The sequence below is a fragment of the Streptomyces cupreus genome (assembly GCF_014257025.1).
Taxonomy (GTDB): domain Bacteria; phylum Actinomycetota; class Actinomycetes; order Streptomycetales; family Streptomycetaceae; genus Streptomyces; species Streptomyces cupreus.
The window spans coordinates 155,678-172,099 of the sequence record NZ_JACMSF010000005.1 but is presented as its reverse complement, the minus strand read 5'-3'; the positions used below and the strand labels follow the sequence as shown (position 1 = coordinate 172,099).

At 71.0% G+C, this 16,422-nt stretch carries 15 protein-coding genes; 7 read left to right on the top strand and 8 right to left on the bottom strand.

Features of this window, described 5'->3' with window-relative positions; genetic code table 11:
* Positions 1-6 precede the first annotated feature (6 nt).
* Positions 7-717 (bottom strand): LuxR C-terminal-related transcriptional regulator, encoded by a 711-nt coding sequence (locus H4N64_RS06930; RefSeq protein WP_186281202.1) that lies wholly within the window; start codon positions 715-717, stop codon positions 7-9.
* Entirely contained in the window at positions 714-2,006 is a 1,293-nt protein-coding gene (locus H4N64_RS06925; protein WP_186281201.1) for an ATP-binding protein, read from the bottom strand. Before H4N64_RS06925 ends, H4N64_RS06930 begins: the two co-directional genes overlap by 4 nt.
* A 179-nt stretch (positions 2,007-2,185) precedes the next feature.
* Here H4N64_RS06925 and H4N64_RS06920 point away from each other — a divergent pair, with 179 nt between their 5' ends.
* Both H4N64_RS06920 and H4N64_RS06915 read left to right on the top strand, forming a co-directional pair.
* Positions 2,186-3,631: a PspC domain-containing protein gene (locus H4N64_RS06920; protein ID WP_186281200.1), complete on the top strand. Its 1,446-nt coding sequence runs from the start codon at positions 2,186-2,188 to the stop codon at positions 3,629-3,631.
* A complete protein-coding gene (locus H4N64_RS06915; RefSeq protein WP_186281199.1) occupies positions 3,618-3,878 on the top strand; it encodes a hypothetical protein in 261 nt (86 codons plus the stop codon). The genes H4N64_RS06920 and H4N64_RS06915 overlap by 14 nt, the downstream gene beginning before the upstream one ends.
* A gap of 28 nt (positions 3,879-3,906) precedes the next feature.
* Here H4N64_RS06915 and H4N64_RS06910 read toward each other — a convergent pair whose 3' ends face one another.
* Together H4N64_RS06910 and H4N64_RS06905 are read right to left on the bottom strand one after the other, a co-directional pair.
* Positions 3,907-4,434 (bottom strand): DoxX family protein, encoded by a 528-nt coding sequence (locus tag H4N64_RS06910; RefSeq protein WP_186281198.1) that lies wholly within the window; start codon positions 4,432-4,434, stop codon positions 3,907-3,909.
* Between the two features lie 158 nt (positions 4,435-4,592).
* Positions 4,593-5,870 (bottom strand): hypothetical protein, encoded by a 1,278-nt coding sequence (locus tag H4N64_RS06905; protein ID WP_186281197.1) that lies wholly within the window; start codon positions 5,868-5,870, stop codon positions 4,593-4,595.
* A 166-nt stretch (positions 5,871-6,036) separates the two neighbouring features.
* Here H4N64_RS06905 and H4N64_RS06900 point away from each other — a divergent pair, with 166 nt between their 5' ends.
* Complete coding sequence (locus H4N64_RS06900) at positions 6,037-6,924, top strand: DUF4429 domain-containing protein (RefSeq protein ID WP_186281196.1); 888 nt, start codon at positions 6,037-6,039, stop codon at positions 6,922-6,924.
* Here H4N64_RS06900 and H4N64_RS06895 read toward each other — a convergent pair.
* Positions 6,921-7,715, bottom strand: coding sequence for a class II aldolase/adducin family protein (locus tag H4N64_RS06895; RefSeq protein ID WP_186281195.1), 795 nt, complete (start codon positions 7,713-7,715; stop codon positions 6,921-6,923). The genes H4N64_RS06900 and H4N64_RS06895 overlap by 4 nt on opposite strands.
* A gap of 163 nt (positions 7,716-7,878) precedes the next feature.
* Here H4N64_RS06895 and H4N64_RS06890 point away from each other — a divergent pair, with 163 nt between their 5' ends.
* The gene (locus tag H4N64_RS06890) at positions 7,879-8,490 is read left to right on the top strand and encodes a hypothetical protein (protein WP_186281194.1); all 612 of its coding nucleotides are present in this window, start codon (positions 7,879-7,881) and stop codon (positions 8,488-8,490) included.
* Positions 8,491-8,542: 52 nt separating this feature from the next.
* Positions 8,543-9,016 (top strand): pyridoxamine 5'-phosphate oxidase family protein, encoded by a 474-nt coding sequence (locus H4N64_RS06885; protein WP_186281193.1) that lies wholly within the window; start codon positions 8,543-8,545, stop codon positions 9,014-9,016.
* 3 nt (positions 9,017-9,019) lie between these two features.
* Here H4N64_RS06885 and guaA read toward each other — a convergent pair whose 3' ends face one another.
* Positions 9,020-10,594 (bottom strand): glutamine-hydrolyzing GMP synthase, encoded by a 1,575-nt coding sequence (gene guaA / locus H4N64_RS06880; RefSeq protein WP_186281192.1) that lies wholly within the window; start codon positions 10,592-10,594, stop codon positions 9,020-9,022.
* Between the two features lie 308 nt (positions 10,595-10,902).
* On the opposite strand from guaA, the gene H4N64_RS06875 reads away from it, so the two are divergent.
* Both H4N64_RS06875 and H4N64_RS06870 read left to right on the top strand, forming a co-directional pair.
* Entirely contained in the window at positions 10,903-11,208 is a 306-nt protein-coding gene (locus H4N64_RS06875) for a chorismate mutase (RefSeq protein ID WP_186281191.1), read from the top strand.
* 639 nt (positions 11,209-11,847) lie between these two features.
* Positions 11,848-12,876, top strand: a complete 1,029-nt coding sequence (locus H4N64_RS06870; RefSeq protein WP_186281190.1) for an LPXTG cell wall anchor domain-containing protein — start codon at positions 11,848-11,850, stop codon at positions 12,874-12,876.
* Between the two features lie 83 nt (positions 12,877-12,959).
* Here H4N64_RS06870 and H4N64_RS06865 read toward each other — a convergent pair whose 3' ends face one another.
* Both H4N64_RS06865 and H4N64_RS06860 read right to left on the bottom strand, forming a co-directional pair.
* On the bottom strand, positions 12,960-14,735 hold the full coding sequence (locus H4N64_RS06865) for a GMC oxidoreductase (protein WP_186281189.1): 1,776 nt from the start codon (positions 14,733-14,735) through the stop codon (positions 12,960-12,962).
* A gap of 39 nt (positions 14,736-14,774) precedes the next feature.
* Positions 14,775-16,388: a succinic semialdehyde dehydrogenase gene (locus tag H4N64_RS06860; protein ID WP_186281188.1), complete on the bottom strand. Its 1,614-nt coding sequence runs from the start codon at positions 16,386-16,388 to the stop codon at positions 14,775-14,777.
* Positions 16,389-16,422: the final 34 nt, after the last annotated feature.

The following is a 16,422-nucleotide window of genomic DNA, read 5'->3' as shown; positions in this document are numbered from 1 at the left end:
CGGCCCTCACACCAGCCGTCGGGCCGTCGCCCACCGGGTCAGCTCATGCCGGTTGGAGAGCTGGAGCTTGCGCAGCACCGCCGAGACATGGGACTCGACCGTCTTCACCGAGATGAAGAGCTGCTTGGCGATCTCCTTGTAGGCATAGCCACGGGCGATGAGCCGCAGCACCTCGCGCTCGCGCTGGGTGAGGCGGTCCAGGTCCTCGTCGACGGGCGGGGCGTCGGTGGAGGCGAAGGCGTCGAGGACGAAGCCGGCCAGCCGCGGCGAGAACACCGCGTCGCCCTCCTGGACCCGGAAGATGGAGTCGACCAGGTCGGTGCCGGTGATCGTCTTGGTCACATAGCCCCGCGCACCGCCCCGGATCACGCCGATCACATCCTCCGCGGCGTCCGAGACGGACAGGGCGAGGAAGCGGACGGGCTCTTCGGCGTCGGCCATCAACGGGGCGCAGCGGCGCAGCACTTCGACCCCGCCGCCGCCCGGCAGATGCACATCGAGGAGCACGACCTCGGGCCGGGTCGCGGTGATGACCGTGACCGCCTGGTCGACGTCCGCGGCCTCGCCGACGACCTCGACGCCGGTCTGCTCGGTCTGGCCGATCTCGGCCTGGACTCCCGTACGGAACATACGGTGGTCGTCGACGAGGACCACACGCACCCGGCGCTCACCCGCGCTGCCGGTGGCCTCCGCCGTACCGTTCACCTCGTCGCTCATGACGTCTTCTCCGCCCTCTCCATCTCCAGTTCGACCTCCGTGCCGCCGTCGGGCACCGCGCGCAGCCGCGCCGTGCCGCCGTTGCGCTCCATGCGGCCGATGATCGATTCTCTGACGCCCATGCGGTCGGCGGGTATCGAGTCGAGGTCGAAGCCGGGGCCACGGTCCCGGACGGACACGAAGACCGTCTTCCCCTCGACCTCGGCGTAGACCTGTACGGCGCCGCCCTCGCCACCGTACTTGGCGGCGTTCACCATCGCTTCGCGCGCCGCCTGCATCTGGGCGCCGATCTTCTCGTCGAGCGGGCAGTCGCCGACCACCACGACCTCTATCGGGACGCCGTGCTTGTCCTCCACCTCGGCGGCGTTGCGCCGGACCGCGTCGGCGAGGGTGTCGGGCTCGTCGGCCTCGTCCTTGCCGGTGCCCTCGGGCTTGTAGAGCCAGGTGCGCAGATCACGCTCCTGGGCGCGGGCGAGACGGCGCACCTCGCCGGCGTTCTCCGCGTTGCGCTGGATCAGGGTCAGGGTGTGCAGCACCGAGTCATGGACATGGGCGGCGACCTCCGCGCGCTCCTGGGCGCGGATGCGCATCAGGCGCTCCTCGGAGAGGTCCTGGGTCATGCGGACGAGGTACGGGCCCGCGAGGAGCGTTATCCCGACGAGGACCGCGAGGGCCGCCTGGAGCACCGAGCCGAGGTGGGCGGCGGAGCCCTGGAGCACGAAGATGCCGGAGACACCGGCGGTGACCAGCAGCACTCCGCCGGCTGCGCGCAGCAGGGTCAGGGTGCGCCGACGGCGGCCGACCTCCATCCAGCGGGCCCGACGGGCGTTGTCCGCCTGCCGCCAGACCAGGGCGACGCCCGCGCTGACCAGTACGGCGGGCCAGAGATAGGCCTGGGCGCCACGGCCGACGTCGACACTGCCCACGAAGACCATGGCCACCACGACCATGAGGAGCAGGGCGACGATCTGGCCCTTGTCCGGCTTGCGGGCGACGAGTCTGCGGCGGCCGTCCGCCGAGGTCTCGGTGCTGACGAGGGAGGGCGGCCGCTGCCCCGCGACACCTCCGACGCCGAGCGGCACGAAGAACCAGAACGCGGCGTACAGCAGCGCGCCGAGGCCGTCCGCCATGAACAGGCCGACGAAGACGAGCCGCACCCAGATCACGGGCAGCCCGAGATGCCCGGCGAGCCCCCGCGCCACACCGCCGAGCCAGCGTCCGTCGCTGCTGCGGTAGAGCTTGCGCGGCGGCCGCGGTTCGGCGAGGGGCGCTGCTGCGGCTTCCGACATGCCATCGATGGTCACACGGTCGGCGCAGCGGAGCATCAGGGTTCACCCCCGAGACTCCCCCGATCTTCGGGCCGCCGCCGTCTCGAACACGTCCCGGGCGGCGGCTCGGGGGCGATATCAGGGTCCGGCCAGGGTCGTTCCCACTGCCGCCGGGGCGCCGCGCCCGTCACCATGGACGCATGACTGATCACGAGCACGCCGCGACGGGTCCGGGGCCCGGCTCCGGCCCGGGCCCCGCCGCGGGCACCGGGCCGCAGGATGCCGCGCCCGCCGCGGACTCCGCTCCCGGCGCGGGCGGGGGCTCGCGTGCACACGGGCGGGCGGGCGCGCGGGAAGAGGGAGGAGTCGCCGAGCCGCCCGGCCGGTTCCGCCGGGACCGGCGGCACAAGATGCTCGCCGGGGTGTGCGCGGGGCTCGGACGGCAGTGCGACATGGATCCGGTGATCTTCCGGATCACACTGACGGTGCTCTCCGCGACCGGCGGCCTCGGCCTGATCTTCTACGGCTTCGCCTGGCTCCTCGTCCCGTACGAGGACGAGGAGGAGAACGAGGTGCGCAAGCTGCTCACCGGCCGGGTCGACGGCCAGGCGCTGACGGCGGTGCTGTTCGCGCTGGTCGGCTGCGGGGTGCTCCTGACCATGCTGAGCAACGGCGGGGTGCTGTCCTTCGCCGTCATACTCTCCCTGCTCCTCGCGGGCGCCGGGTACTGGTCGCGGCAGCGCGGCGGCGCCGACCCCGATCCACTCGCCGCGCAGGCCGTCGCCGACGCCCCGCCGGAGGCCCAGGCGCCCCCGGTGCCCGCCGCCTACCTTTCCTGGTGGCGCGAGCCCATCGTCAAGGACGGTACCCATGACGGCGGCACCGGATATCTGTGGGGCCCGCGGGACTCCCGCGACCGGGACATCGCGGCGGCCGTCAACATCAGCCTCGGCACCCACAGCCACGGCCGCGAGGATCTGCGCGCCCGGCGAACCGAGCCGCCGAAACCGCGCGGCCCCCGCTGGATCGGCGGCTGGGTGCTGCTGCTGGCCCTGGTCGCGGGCGGCCTCGGCACCGGCCTGACCTGGGACGAGCACCCGCTCGGCACCAGCCTCCAGACCGGGCTCGCCTGTGCGCTGATCGTGTTCGGCACAGGCATCGCGGTCAGCGCGTTCCTGGGGCGCACGGGAGCCGGGTCGGTCTTCCTGGCGGTCGTCACCGCGGGACTGCTGGCCGCCTCGGCCGCCCTGCCCAAGGACATCGGCACCGAGTGGATACGCACGACCTGGAAGCCGGCCACCGTGGCGGCCGTCCAGCCGCGGTACGACCTCGGCACCGGTGTCGGCACGCTCGATCTGAGCCGTCTGGACGTCGCCGAGGGGAAGACGGTGACGACGAGCGCCGAGGTGGGCGTCGGACAGCTGAAGGTGATCGTGCCCCCGGAGGTGACGGTGAAGGTGAGCATCGACGTGGGCGTGGGAGACATCCAACTGCCCGGCGACGACGAGCAGGACGTGGATGTGGCACCGGGCAAGCACAAGGTCGTCACGCTGAAGCCGGCCAAGAGCGCCGAGGCCGCGGGCACCGTCGAGCTCGACCTCAATGTCGGTGTGGGACAGGCGGAGGTGAGCCGTGCTGCGTCATGAGTTCCAGCCCGGGCGGCTGGTGACGGGTGCCTTCCTGACTCTCGCGGGTGTCATCTACGCCGGTGACGCGGGCGGGGCCTGGGAGACGCCGTGGTTCGTGGTGATCCCGGTGGTGGTGGCGGGGATGTGTCTGGCGGGTGCGGTGGCGCTGGTGACGCGGGGCATACGCAGGCGTCGCCGGGTGGGCCGTAGGGGAGGCGGTTCCGCGGCGACGCCGACGCAGGCCGAGCGGGAGGCTTCGCGGTGACCGGGGGCGCCGTGCCCTTCGCCTCCTCCTACTGGTAGCCGAGGCGCTGCCGTTTGCGGGCGCGGAGCATGGCGTCCAGCGAGAGGTAGGGGGCGCCGGCGAGGACCAGGGGGAGCCAGGCCATCAGGTAGGCGAGGTCGTTGCCGTAGTAGTAGGGGTCCGTGGCCCAGCTCACCGTCAGCCACAGGCTGAGCGAGATCAGGGCGCCGCCGAGGGCGGCGATGCGGGCGAACAGGCCGAGGAGGGTGCCGATGCCGACGGCCAACTCGCCGAAGGCGATGGCGTAGCCGAAGGCGACGGGGTTGTCGAGGGCGGTGTCGACCAGGGAGGGGATGGCGGAGGAGTCGCGGACGGCGCGCATCATGTCGCCGATGGAGCCCGAGCCGGAGTCCTTCAGGAAGGAGCTGTCGGTGAGTTTGTCGAGGGAGGCGTAGATGAAGGTGACGCCCAGGAAGATACGGAGAGGGAGGAGGGCGTAGCGGGTGGCCAGGTCCCGCCAGTCGTGGCCGCCGTCCAGATAGGGGTCATGTGTGTCGGTACGGAAGCCATGAGTCATCGGTGCCGCCTCTCGCCCATCGGGACGTGCCCCTCAAGGGACGATACGTACACCGACCGGGGCCCGCTCAATCCTGACCGGACCATTTTCTCCGGCTTGACGGTTTTTCGCCCCCGCCCTCATTGACGCAGGCGCGGTCAGTATTGCCGGAGGCGCGGTCACTCCGTCACATCGATCGCGTACCGCCCCGTCTCCACCCCCGCGACCGTCACCACCTGCACCTCCACCCGTCCCGGCTCCACATCCGCGGGGACCGGGACCGTCAGGACCGTGTCTGTCGGGTTGCTGAAGCCTCCGGTGACCGGGACCAGGGGGACGTGGACGTTGACGGGGCCGATGCGGACGACCATGCGGGAGAGGCGGTCGGCCGTGCCCGCGCCGGGTGGGACGAAGCCGGCGCCGCGGATCTCGATGTCGTCGCCCGTGCGGATCGGGCCGTCGAGGTCGCCGGCCTCGCGGGAGCGGACCACGGAGAGGATCACCGGGCGGCCGCCCTCGGCGTACTTGCCGGCCAGGTAGGTCGCCGAGGAGATCAGGACGACCACCGCCAGGCCCCAGGGGAGGTCGGGGAGTTGGTCGGGGCGGCGGGCGAGGCGTACCGCGGCGAACAGGAGGGCCACCGCGCTGATCACCACGTACTGGATGTCGGCGAAGGTTCCCCGGCCCGCGTCGTCCGTCAGGAGGTCGGAGGCCCGGGGGCGGTCCGCGCGTACCTTCTGCAGGCGTTGGCCCAGCACCCGCAGGCCCACCACCCGGCGCACCAGCACCGCAAGGGCGCAGACCACCGCGAGGACGGTCACCACACCGACCCCGCGGGCGAGTTCGAGGCCGGAGATCAGGGCGTCGCGTTCGGCGGGGTCGGAGGCCGCTGCGAGGCGGCCCACCAGGACCAGCACCGCGTACGCCATGAACAGCACCCACGCCGCGGCCACCGCGCGGGAGGTGGACAGCCGGTTGTCCTCGCCGATGACGGGGGCGAGCGCGCCGCCCCGGGCGCGGTGGAACCACGAGGCCGCCGTCAGCCCGCCCGCGGTCACCACCGCCGCCAGCAGTCCGGCCGTACGGGCGCTCGTCCAGCCCGCGCCGATCGCGGTGAGCGCCTGCACGAGGAGCAGGGCGACGACCAGGGCCCATACCGTGTACGCGGTACGGCGCCACAGGCGGGCCAGCCAGGCCTCGCCCTCGGCGCGGCCGCGTTCGGCGACCAGTTCGGCGGACTGGGTGAGCTCCTCCGAGACCCACTGCCGGGACGCCGACGCCGAGTGGGCGACCGCCGCGGGCAGCCCCTGCCCGGCCGCGAACTCGTCCCGCTTCAGCAGGAATTCGGCCACCGCGCGCCGGTGCCCCGCACGCGCCCCGTGCGGACAGTCCCCGCAGGTGCAGCCACCCGCGTGGACACCCGTGTCCGAGCCCTGTCTCGCCTCCTGCACCGCCACGTCCGACGCCCGCCTTCCCGCGCTCCAGTACCGCCACAACTCCAGTGCGACGACAGCGAATTGTGCCCTACACCACCCCGGGCCACCTCGCCAGGTCCGGTCCGCGGAAGGCCTGTCGGGAGTGATGTGCGGGCCGCCGTGTTGACCCGGCTGGGAGAATTCCCCTATGGCCGAGATCATCCAGCGCGACGGGACCTGGGCCTTCGACGGCACCACGGTCAGGATCACGCCGGGTCTGCACCGATCGGTGCCGCTGTTCCGGCAGACGTACGGGGAGATCGCCGTACCGCTGGAGGCCGTCGCCGGGGTCGTCTTCGAACCCGAACGCAAGCGCGGACGGCTGCGGATGCGCCTGCGCGAAGGCGCCGACCCGCTGCTGCACGCGACCGGCGGGCGGCTGCCCGATCCGGCGGACCCGTACCGGCTGGCGGTGGACGTCGACCGCGCCGGGGTCGCCGAGTACGTGGCCGAGGAGATCCGCCGCTCCCTGCTGCTGGACCAGATCCCGAACGATCCCACCAAGGCCTATCTGCTGCCCGGTCCCCCGGTGCCGGTGTCGGTCCGTTCCTCCGACGGCACGGTCTCCTTCGACGGCATCCAGGTGCGCATCGACTGGGCCGACACCTCCGACCGGGTCAAACGGGCCACCGGGCCCCGGATCATCAACATCGCCGATGTCGTCGGGGTCGAGTGGCTGCCCAACTCCGGCTACGAGGACGGCTTCCTGCGCTTCGTGACCCGGGAGACGACGTTCTCCAAGCTCCCGCCGGAGAAGGACCCCTACGCCCTCGACCTGTGGGGCAGCGCCCGCCGCGACCTGCTCACCGCGCTCGTCGCCACCGCCGTGACCGCCCGCCTCCCGCACCCCTCCACCCGCACGGGTGTGGAGTACGCGGAACGCGACCGCCGGCTCACCGCGGCCGTACCGCCGTCGGCCGACCATCACGACGTACTCCTGCGCAGGCTGCGCGAGTTGGGCGAGCTGTACCGGGACGGAGTGCTCACGGACGAGGAGTTCGCGATGACCAAGGCAGCCGTGCTCAGGGGCTTCTAGCTCAGCAGGTCCGGCTCGCTCCGGCTCACGTCCTGCCACAACGGCTGATAGTTGATCCACGCCACCAGATCCCCGCCGAGCTGCTCCCGCGTCGCCACCGCCGCCTTGTGGTCGATCAGCACCGGCCGGCCCGCCGCCTTCGCGGTCAGCTGCACCTGACAGGAGCGCTCCAGCGACAGAAACCACCAGGCCGCCGCGTCCACCGAGTCCCCCACGGTCAGCAGCCCGTGGTTGCGCAGCACGAGCGCCTTGTTCGAGCCGAGCGCGGCGGCGATACGACGGCCCTGCGCAGCGTCGACGGCGACACCGCTGTAGGCGTCGTACAGGGCGATGTCCTCGTAGAAGGCGCAGCTCTCCTGGGTGATCGGGTCGAGGAGCTCGCCGAGGGCCGCGAGCGCGCGGCCGTGCACGGAGTGACAGTGGGCGACGGCGACGACATCGGGGCGGGCGGCGTGCACCTGGGCGTGGACGGTGAAGGCGGCCTGGTTGACGTGATAGCGGCCCTCGACGACCTGTCCGTCCGAGTTGGCCAGCACCAGATCGCTGACGGTGACGTGCTTGAAGGGCATCCCGAAGGGGTTCACCCAGAAGCAGTCGCTGAACTCCGGATCGCGCGCGGTGATGTGCCCCGAGACCCCGTCCTCGAAGCCGAGGCGCCCGAAGATCCGCAGCGCGCCCGCGAGCCGTTCCTTGCGGTGCCGGCGTTCGTCCTCGACCGACTCGTGCATCGGCGGCATGGCGAAGCGCAGCCGGTCGGTGGGGAGCGGAAGCGGCGGCGTGGGCCCGAGCATGTGGCAGCCTCCTGCACTGGTTCCTTTACGGCCCGGAAGTTACCGCCGGTCAGGGCAAAAGGGCAGGGCCGAGTTGTAAAGATGACGCACAACCCTTTCAGGGACTCGGCGGTCTGGGATGCGGAATCAGTAGTTCAGCAGCATTTTTCAGCCAGGAGCCCCCGTGAGCCTCGCCGACCGTCACGTCACCGCCCTCATGCGGCAGCTCGCGTCCCAGGACGTCGTCGAGCTCGTCCACCCCTTCGCCGAGTGGGAGACCCTCGGCGCCCTCGTGTACATCGCCGAGTGCTACGGCTTCCGGTTCGCGGACGTGCGCCACATCGGCAAGCAGAAGTCCGTGTGCGTCCGTCTGGTCCGGGACGCCGACCCGCGGGCCCAGCAGCGCGCGGCGGCCAACGCGGCCGCGTTCCCGCAAGCGGGTGCGGGCGGCCCGGTGCCCGGCATGTACCAGGGCTCGCTGACGCCGGTCCCCGAGGCACAGCCGGACGTCGACCTGATCACGATGCTCATCCGGTACGACGCCCTGGGCGCCGCCGCCAACCGCAAGCAGTTGATCACCATGTCCTGGGCGTTCCCGCTGTTGTTCGTGCTGCTGGCAGCGCTGACCGGCAAGTTCGCGGTCCTGCTCACGCTCGCCGCGCTGACTCCGGCGTTCCTGCTGATCACCCTGCGCGTGAACGAGGCCCGCCGCGCCAAGCTGGCCCAGCGTCTGACTGCGGCGGGCTGCACGCCGGTGCGGGACGAGCAGGGGCGGGAACGGTTCGTACGCGTCTGAAGGCACCGGATAGCAGACAGAAGATGTCGGGATTCGGCGCCACACTCGTCGTATGACGAACAGCTGGGCCACCTTCACCACCGCCGAACCCGACCTCGCCGAGCTCATCGAGGAGCGCTTCGGCGCCTTCACCCACCACATCCTCGCCACCCTCCGCAAGGACGGATCCCCGCGCACCACCGGCCTCGAGGTCCGCTTCCTCAACGGCGAGCTCTGGCTCGGCATGATGCCGGACTCGCTCAAGGCGCTCGACCTGCGCCGCGACCCGCGCTTCGCGCTCCAGGCGAACCCGGGGGACGGTACCGGCATGGGCGGCGGTGACGTCCGGATCAGCGGGCGGGCGGTCGAGGTCCAGGACCCGGCGGAGAAGGCCCGATACGGCGAAGAGGTGGAACCGCCGGAGCCGTTCCACCTCTTCCGTGCCGAGCTGACGGAGGTCGTGCGGACCTACGTCGAGGACGACAAGTACCTCGTCCTCCAAGTCTGGAAGCCCGGCGAGCCCCTGCGCCTGATCAAGCGCACGTAGGCCTTACTCCCACTCGATCGTGCCCGGCGGCTTCGACGTCACGTCGAGGACCACGCGGTTGACGTCCCGCACCTCGTTCGTGATCCGCGTCGAGATCTTCGCCAGGACGTCGTACGGCAGGCGCGACCAGTCGGCCGTCATGGCGTCCTCGGAGGAGACCGGGCGCAGGACGATCGGGGGGCCGTAGGTGCGGCCGTCACCCTGGACGCCGACCGAGCGGACGTCCGCGAGCAGGACCACCGGGCACTGCCAGATGTCACGGTCGAGGCCGGCCGCGGTGAGCTCCTCACGGGCGATGGCGTCGGCCTCGCGCAGCAGGTCGAGCCGCTCCTTGGTCACCTCGCCGACGATCCGGATACCGAGGCCCGGGCCCGGGAACGGCTGGCGCTGGACGATCTCCTCCGGCAGGCCCAGCCCTTGGCCGACCATGCGGACCTCGTCCTTGAACAGCTTGCGCAGCGGCTCGATGAGCTTGAACTCAAGGTCCTCGGGGAGGCCGCCGACGTTGTGGTGCGACTTGATGTTCGCCGTGCCGGTGCCGCCGCCGGACTCGACCACGTCCGGGTACAGCGTGCCCTGGACCAGGAACTCCACCGCAGGACCCGCGTCCGCGATGATCTCGGCCTGCGCCTGCTCGAAGACCCGGATGAACTCGCGCCCGATGATCTTCCGCTTCTCCTCGGGGTCGGAGACCCCGGCCAGCGCCTTCAGGAACCGCTCCTCGGCGTCCACGACCTTCAGCTGTACGCCGGTCGCCGCCACGAAGTCCTTCTCGACCTGCTCGGTCTCGCCCTTGCGCATCAGACCGTGGTCGACGTACACGCAGGTCAGCTGGGAGCCGATGGCCTTCTGGACCAGGGCCGCCGCCACGGCGGAGTCGACGCCGCCGGACAGACCGCAGATGGCGCGCTTGTCGCCGACCTGCTCGCGGATCGCCGCGACCTGCTCCTCGATGACATTGCCCGTGGTCCACGACGGGGTGAGCCCGGCGCCGCGGTACAGGAAGTGCTCCAGCACCTGCTGCCCGTGCGTGGAGTGCATGACCTCGGGGTGGTACTGGACGCCGTAGAGCTTCTTCTCGTCGTTCTCGAAGGCGGCGACCGGGACGACGTCCGTGGAGGCCGTGACGGAGAAGCCCTCGGGGGCGGCGGAGCAGGCGTCGCCGTGCGACATCCAGACGTGCTGCTCGGCCGGGGTGCCCTCGAAGAGGGTGGAGGACGTCCGGGAGACATGCAGGTCGGTGCGGCCGTACTCGCGGGCGCCGGTGTTGTCGACGGTGCCGCCGAGGCTCTGGGCCATCAGCTGGAAGCCGTAGCACATGCCGAAGACGGGGACGCCGGCCTCGAAGAGCGCGCGGTCGAGGCGGGGGGCGCCCTCCTCGTAGACCGACGAGGGGCCGCCGGAGAGGATGATCGCCGCCGGGTTCTTGGCGAGCATCTCCGCCACCGGCATGGTGCTCGGCACGATCTCGCTGTAGACCCGGGCCTCACGGACGCGACGGGCGATGAGCTGGGCGTACTGCGCGCCGAAGTCGACGACCAGAACGGTGTCGGGGGCGGCGGGGGTCGCTGGTGACACGGGTTGCCTTCCGGCGGCTTGAAAGTGGCTGTGCCACCGATTCTAACGGGGCGGCCGACGGCGGATTGCGTCTCAGGATGCGAACCGGGTTGGCGGTCACCGTGGGGAACGGCATACTGACCGCATGCTCACGCACCCGACCTTCCTCTTTACCTATGGCATCCGGCCCGCCGGCTGCCATGGTCGTGCTGCTTGAGCAACTGACAAGCGACTTCCCAGGCGCCCCGGGCCGACAAGGCCCGGGGCGTCTGTCGTTTCCGGGCCGTGTCGCCCCGGGGCACCCCCACCCCGTACAGGAGACCCCCGCCATGACCGCCACCGCAGCAGAGAAGACCACCGCGGCAGAGAAGACCGGCGCCCGCACCGACGAGGCCGCCTCGGTGATCACCGGTGCCAGGGAGCGCATCGACTCGCTCGACGACCGGATCATCGGTCTGATCCAGGAACGGATGGCCGTCTCGGCCGTCATCCAGGAGGCCCGGATCGCCTCGGGCGGGCGCCGGGTGAACCTCTCCCGCGAGATGGAGATCCTGGACCACTTCCGGGAGGCCCTCGGCAAGCCGGGCACCGCCCTCGCGATGACGCTCCTCGAACTGTGCCGCGGTCGCATCTGAGTTCGGTCCCGCCCTCACCCGTACGGCGCGTGACCGTGACGCGAAGCGCTTCGTTGGTGCTGGTGTCCGTGCCAGCCAGGGGCGGGCCCGAAAGAACCACGCGTGGCTCACTGGAGCGATGAGACGTACGGATCGTGCCGTGCGTCGTGGGACCTCGCTCCAGTCAAGTGACCGGACGGCAGGGGACAGCAGCCCGGTCACCCAAGAGAACGGTCGGCTCCGGGGACGCCCGGGGCCGACCGGCGGGAAACGATCAGGCAGCTCCCGACAGGACAACTCCAAGGCTGGGTCAAACGGTTGCAAAGACCGTGGCGATCCAGCACGATGCGAACAAGGCTCCGAAGTCCCAGAGGTCCAGACCTCCGCCCACGGCACACAAGCAAGCGGCGCAACCCCCCGGCGCCGCTCCCAGGCACCGGCGCTGCCCTGACGTCGGTGCTGACGAAAGAAGGGCCCCGCGGCTCCGTCCCGCGGGGCCCTTCGCCGTGCCCGGACGGCACCGACCGGACGGCACCGACATAAAAAACATGTGAGTGCGGGGGCAACCATTCACAGGGCTCGCGGATCAAACCAGGCGAACCAAGGGCCACGCCCGCGCCCCCATCGCGGAGGCCTCAGCATCGACTCTCCGAGGTCTTCATGAAGCTTCGCCGGGCCCTCGCCGTCGCGGCCGCGACGGCCGCCATCGCGCCGATCGCGCTGATGTCCGCCCCACCCGCGCTCGCCACGGGCGAGACGACGCCGACGCCGACCGCGACCGAGCCCACGCCCACCTCCGAGGAGAGCACGCCCTCGACGGAGGAGAGCTCCCCGGCGCCTACCCAGAGCAGCCCCTCCGCCGAGGAGAGCAGCCCGGCCCCGACCGGGTCCTCGCCGTCCGCCGCGGAGAGCAGCCCGGCCCCGGCCGAGAGCAGCCCCTCCGCCACCGAGAGCTCCCCCGCTCCCACCGAGAGCACCCCGTCCGACGACGAGACCGTCGAGGAGTGCCCGGTCGACGAAGAGGGCGACCCGATCTACGACATCAGCGAGGTGCTGCACAGCTCGCTGACCGGTCTGCCCGAGACCGTGGTGGCGGGCAGCGGCTGGACCGACTTCAAGTTCAACGTCAGCAACTCCAGCGACGAGACGATCGAGGACATCATGCCCGTCGTCGGCGTCGCCGCGATGGACTGGGAGCTGGAGGAGGACTACACCGACCTGGTCACCGTGCAGGTCAGGAGCGGCGGCACCTGGGTCGACATCGCCACCCAGTTCGGCGAGGGCGGCGCGCTCAACACCTTCACGCTCAAGGGCGGCCAGTCGATCAGCTACGACCTGCGGGTGAACATCAGCCGCGACGTCCCGAGCGCGGTCGGCATCGCCATCGGTCTGGCCGAGTACTCCACCGAGGACGGCTGCTGGACCTCCGAGGACGAGAACTACGGCATCTACTTCTTCGAGGTGCTGCCGGCCGGCTCGGACCCGGGCAAGCCGAACGACTCCAAGCCGCAGACCGGCGGCAAGGACGAGATCACGGACGTCGACGAGGTCGACGTGGACGGTGAGCTCGCCGAGACCGGCTCTGACTCGAACCTGCCGGTCATCGCCACCATCGGTGGTATCGCGATCGTCGCCGGTACGGGCGTCGTGTTCGCGATGAAGCGCCGCAAGGTGGGCGACGAGGCATAGGCCTCAACCGAAGCTCTCTGCAAGAAAAGAGAAGGACCTGTGCTCGGAGGGGGGTGCAGGTCCTTCTCGTTTTCCGTGTGCGGCTACTTCTTCGGCGGCACCGCCGGCATCCCCAGGAACGGCAGCCGCAGCGCGCCGAACGCCTCCGCCGGGACCGCGGGCGCCTTCGGCTCGACCGGCTGGAGCCGCTCGTAGGGCCGGTTCTGCGCCGGACGCTGGTCCTCCTCGCCCTTGTTGGGCCAGAACGACATCGCCCGCTCGGCCTGTGCCGTGATGGTCAGGGAGGGGTTCACGCCCAGGTTCGCCGAGACCGCGGCGCCGTCGACCACCGAGATGCCAGGGTGGCCGTACAGCCGGTGGTACGGGTCGATGACACCGGTCTCGGGCGAGGCGCCGATCGGACAGCCGCCGAGGAAGTGGGCGGTGAGCGGGGTGCCCATCAGTTCGCCGATGTTGGAGCCGGCGAAGCCGTTGATCTCGGCCGCGATGGCCGAGGCGCTCTCGGTGGCGGCACTGATCTGCATGGGGTTGGGGGCACCGTGCCCCTGGCGGGCGGTCAGCATGCCCTTGCCGACGCCGTCCGGTTTCAGGTACGTCGTCAGGGAGTTGTCCAGGGACTGCATCACCAGGCCGATGATGGTCCGCTCCGACCAGCGCCGGTTGGACAGGGAGCGCAGGATCAGCAGCGGGTGCCGGGCGGCGTTGCCCAGCCAGGCCGCGACGCGTGAGGCGCCCTCGGTGTAGGGCACCTGGAGGATCGTCAGGCTGCCCATGGAGTTGGAGCCCTTGCCGTAACGGACCGGCTCGATATGGGTGTTCGCGTCGGGATGGACCGACGACGTGATGGCGACCCCGCGGGTGAAGTCGACCTTCTTCTCACCGGTGACCTTGCGATAGCGCCGGTTGTCGGTCTGCGCGCCCACCAGCGCCTCGGAGTTGGTCCGGGTCAGCTCGCCCAGCCTCGGCGAGAGATACGGCAGACGCCCGCTCGCCTTCATCCGGTGCAGCAGGGTCTGGGTGCCGTAGGTGCCGGCGGCGAGGACGACGCGGCGGGCCTTGAAGGTGCGGCCCTCGCTCTTCTTCCGATCCGTCGGCAGGGTCACGACGGCGTACCCGCCCTGCGAGTCATCGGTGATCGACACCACTGTCGTCATCGGGTGCACGACCGCGCCGGCCTTCTCGGCGAGGTAGAGGTAGTTCTCGTTCAGGGTGTTCTTCGCGCCGTGGCGGCAGCCCGTCATGCACTCGCCGCACTCGGTGCATGCCTTGCGGGCGGGGCCCGCGCCGCCGAAGTAGGGGTCGGCGACCTGCTCACCGGGCTTCGCGCGCCCAGAGCCGTCCGCGTCCTCGCCGTCGCCGAAGAAGACGCCGACCGGGGCCATGTGGAAGGTGTCGCCGACGCCCATCCGCTGCGCCGCGGCCTTCAGATGGACGTCGGACGGGGTCATGGTCGGGTTGAGCCGTACGCCGAGCATGCGCTGGGCCTGGTCGTAGTGCGGCTTCAACTCCTCCTGCCAGTCGGTGATGTCCCGCCACTGCGGGTCGTCGAAGAACGGCTTCGGCGGTACGTAGAGGGTGTTGGCGTAGTTGAGGGAGCCGCCGCCGACGCCCGCGCCGGCCAGCACCATGACGTTGCCGAGCAGATGGATGCGCTGGATGCCGAACATGCCGAGCTTCGGCGCCCAGAGGTAGTTCTTCAGGTCCCAGGAGTTCTTGGGGAGGGTCTCGCGGGTGAAGCGGCGGCCGGCCTCCAGGACGCCTACGGTGTAGCCCTTCTCCGTCAGGCGAAGGGCGGTGACCGATCCGCCGAAGCCTGATCCGACGACGATGACGTCATAGTCGTATGCGTCCTGGGGCACGTGCGTTCTCTCCTTTGAGCAAGCAGTGCGGGGTGGGTTCTAGCGGAAGCGGAACGCCTTCATCAGACGCAGGCTGCGGCTCATGAAGGCCGCGTACTTCTCGTCGTCCATGCCGAGCGAGGGCGCCATCGGCAGCAGGCGCTGGTGGGCGACCGTCTGTGCCTCGGTGTACTTGAGGATGCCCTCGGAGCCGTGGCGGCGGCCGAGGCCCGAGTCCTTCATGCCGCCCATCGGGGACTGGACGCTGCCGTAGGCGGGGGCGTAGCCGTCGTTGACGTTGACCGTGCCGGTGCGCAGCCGGGCGGCGACCGCGCGGCCGCGGCTGCCGTCCTTCGTCCAGACCGAGGAATTCAGGCCGTACGGCGTGGAGTTGGCGTGCTCGATCGCCTCGTCCTCGGTCGTGAAGCGGTAGATGGAGACGACCGGGCCGAAGGTCTCCTCGGTGCACACGGCCATGGGCGCCTCGACGCCGTCGAGGATGGTCGGCTCGAAGAAGTACGGGCCGACGTCCGGGCGGGCCACACCGCCGGCGACGAGCTTCGCGCCCTTGGCGACGGCCTCCTCCACATGCCGCTTGACGGTCTCCAGCTGGCGCTCGCCGACCAGGGAGCCCATGTCGGCGCCGTAGGCGAGGGAGCGGCCGAGGCGCATGGCCTTGGTGCGGGCGGCGAAGCGATCGAGGAAGACGTCGGCGATCGACTCGTGGACGTACAACCGCTCGATGGAGATGCACAGTTGGCCGGCGGAGGAGAAGCAGGCGCGGACGGCGCCCGCGGAGGCCTTCTCGATGTCGGCGTCCTCCAGCACCAGCATGGCGTTCTTGCCGCCGAGTTCGAGCGAGACCCCGACAAGGCGGGCGGCGGCGCCCTGGGCGACCTCGCGGCCGGTGCGGGTGGAGCCGGTGAAGGAGACGTAGTCGGCGTGCTTGACGACCTCGGGTCCGACGACCGGTCCGTCGCCGAGCACGACCTGGAAGACCTCGGCGGGAAGCCCGGCCTCGATGAGCAGGTCACGGGCCCACAGGGCGGTCAGGCAGGTCTCGGTGTCCGGCTTCATGACGACGGCGTTGCCCGCGACGAAGGCGGGCAGGGCGTCGCCGACCGACAGCTCCAGCGGGTAGTTCCAGGGCGCGATCTGGCCGACGACTCCGCGCGGGTGGCGCAGCTCGGTCACCTTGGTGAGGGTCGGTATGGCGCCGGTGTGCCGCTTGGGCTTCAGGTAGGCGGCGGCCCTGCGGCCGTAATGGCGGGCCGCGACGGCGACGGCCTGCACCTCCTCGTGGGCGTGCAGGCGGGCCTTGCCGGTCTCCAGCTGGATCAGGTCGAGGACCTCGGCCTGGCGCTCCAGGACCAGGTCGTGGAAGCGCAGCAGTACGGCGGCGCGCTGCCGTACCGGGGTCTGCGCCCAGATCTCCTGGGCGGCGCGGGCCGCGGTGAACGCCTTCTCCACGTCCTCGGGCGTGGACTCCGGCAGGTCCGCCAGCTTCTCGCCGGTGAACGGCGTGTGGTTGGCGGTACGGCCCGAACCGACCACGCCCCGGGTCAGCTGGGCGACCAGCTCGGGGGTGACCACGTCGGCGGCGGTGCGGGCGCCCTCCGGGGCGGGGGCGAGGGGGTTCGTGCCGGTCTGTGCCGGGGCCTGCGAGTCCGTCATGACGCGCAGGGTATGCCGCGGCGGAGCCTTTGTG

Bases quoted from the DNA above. Each gene is read 5' to 3' on its own strand.
- H4N64_RS06860 (WP_186281188.1), bottom strand. From the start codon at position 16,388: ATGACGGACTCGCAGGCCCCGGCACAGACCGGCACGAACCCCCTCGCC.
- H4N64_RS06895 (WP_186281195.1), bottom strand. From the start codon at position 7,715: ATGCTCGGGCCCACGCCGCCGCTTCCGCTCCCCACCGACCGGCTGCGC.
- H4N64_RS06875 (WP_186281191.1), top strand. From the start codon at position 10,903: ATGACCGCCACCGCAGCAGAGAAGACCACCGCGGCAGAGAAGACCGGC.
- H4N64_RS06885 (WP_186281193.1), top strand. From the start codon at position 8,543: ATGACGAACAGCTGGGCCACCTTCACCACCGCCGAACCCGACCTCGCC.
- H4N64_RS06910 (WP_186281198.1), bottom strand. From the start codon at position 4,434: ATGACTCATGGCTTCCGTACCGACACACATGACCCCTATCTGGACGGC.
- H4N64_RS06930 (WP_186281202.1), bottom strand. From the start codon at position 717: ATGAGCGACGAGGTGAACGGTACGGCGGAGGCCACCGGCAGCGCGGGT.
- H4N64_RS06920 (WP_186281200.1), top strand. From the start codon at position 2,186: ATGACTGATCACGAGCACGCCGCGACGGGTCCGGGGCCCGGCTCCGGC.
- H4N64_RS06900 (WP_186281196.1), top strand. From the start codon at position 6,037: ATGGCCGAGATCATCCAGCGCGACGGGACCTGGGCCTTCGACGGCACC.
- H4N64_RS06870 (WP_186281190.1), top strand. From the start codon at position 11,848: ATGAAGCTTCGCCGGGCCCTCGCCGTCGCGGCCGCGACGGCCGCCATC.
- H4N64_RS06925 (WP_186281201.1), bottom strand. From the start codon at position 2,006: ATGTCGGAAGCCGCAGCAGCGCCCCTCGCCGAACCGCGGCCGCCGCGC.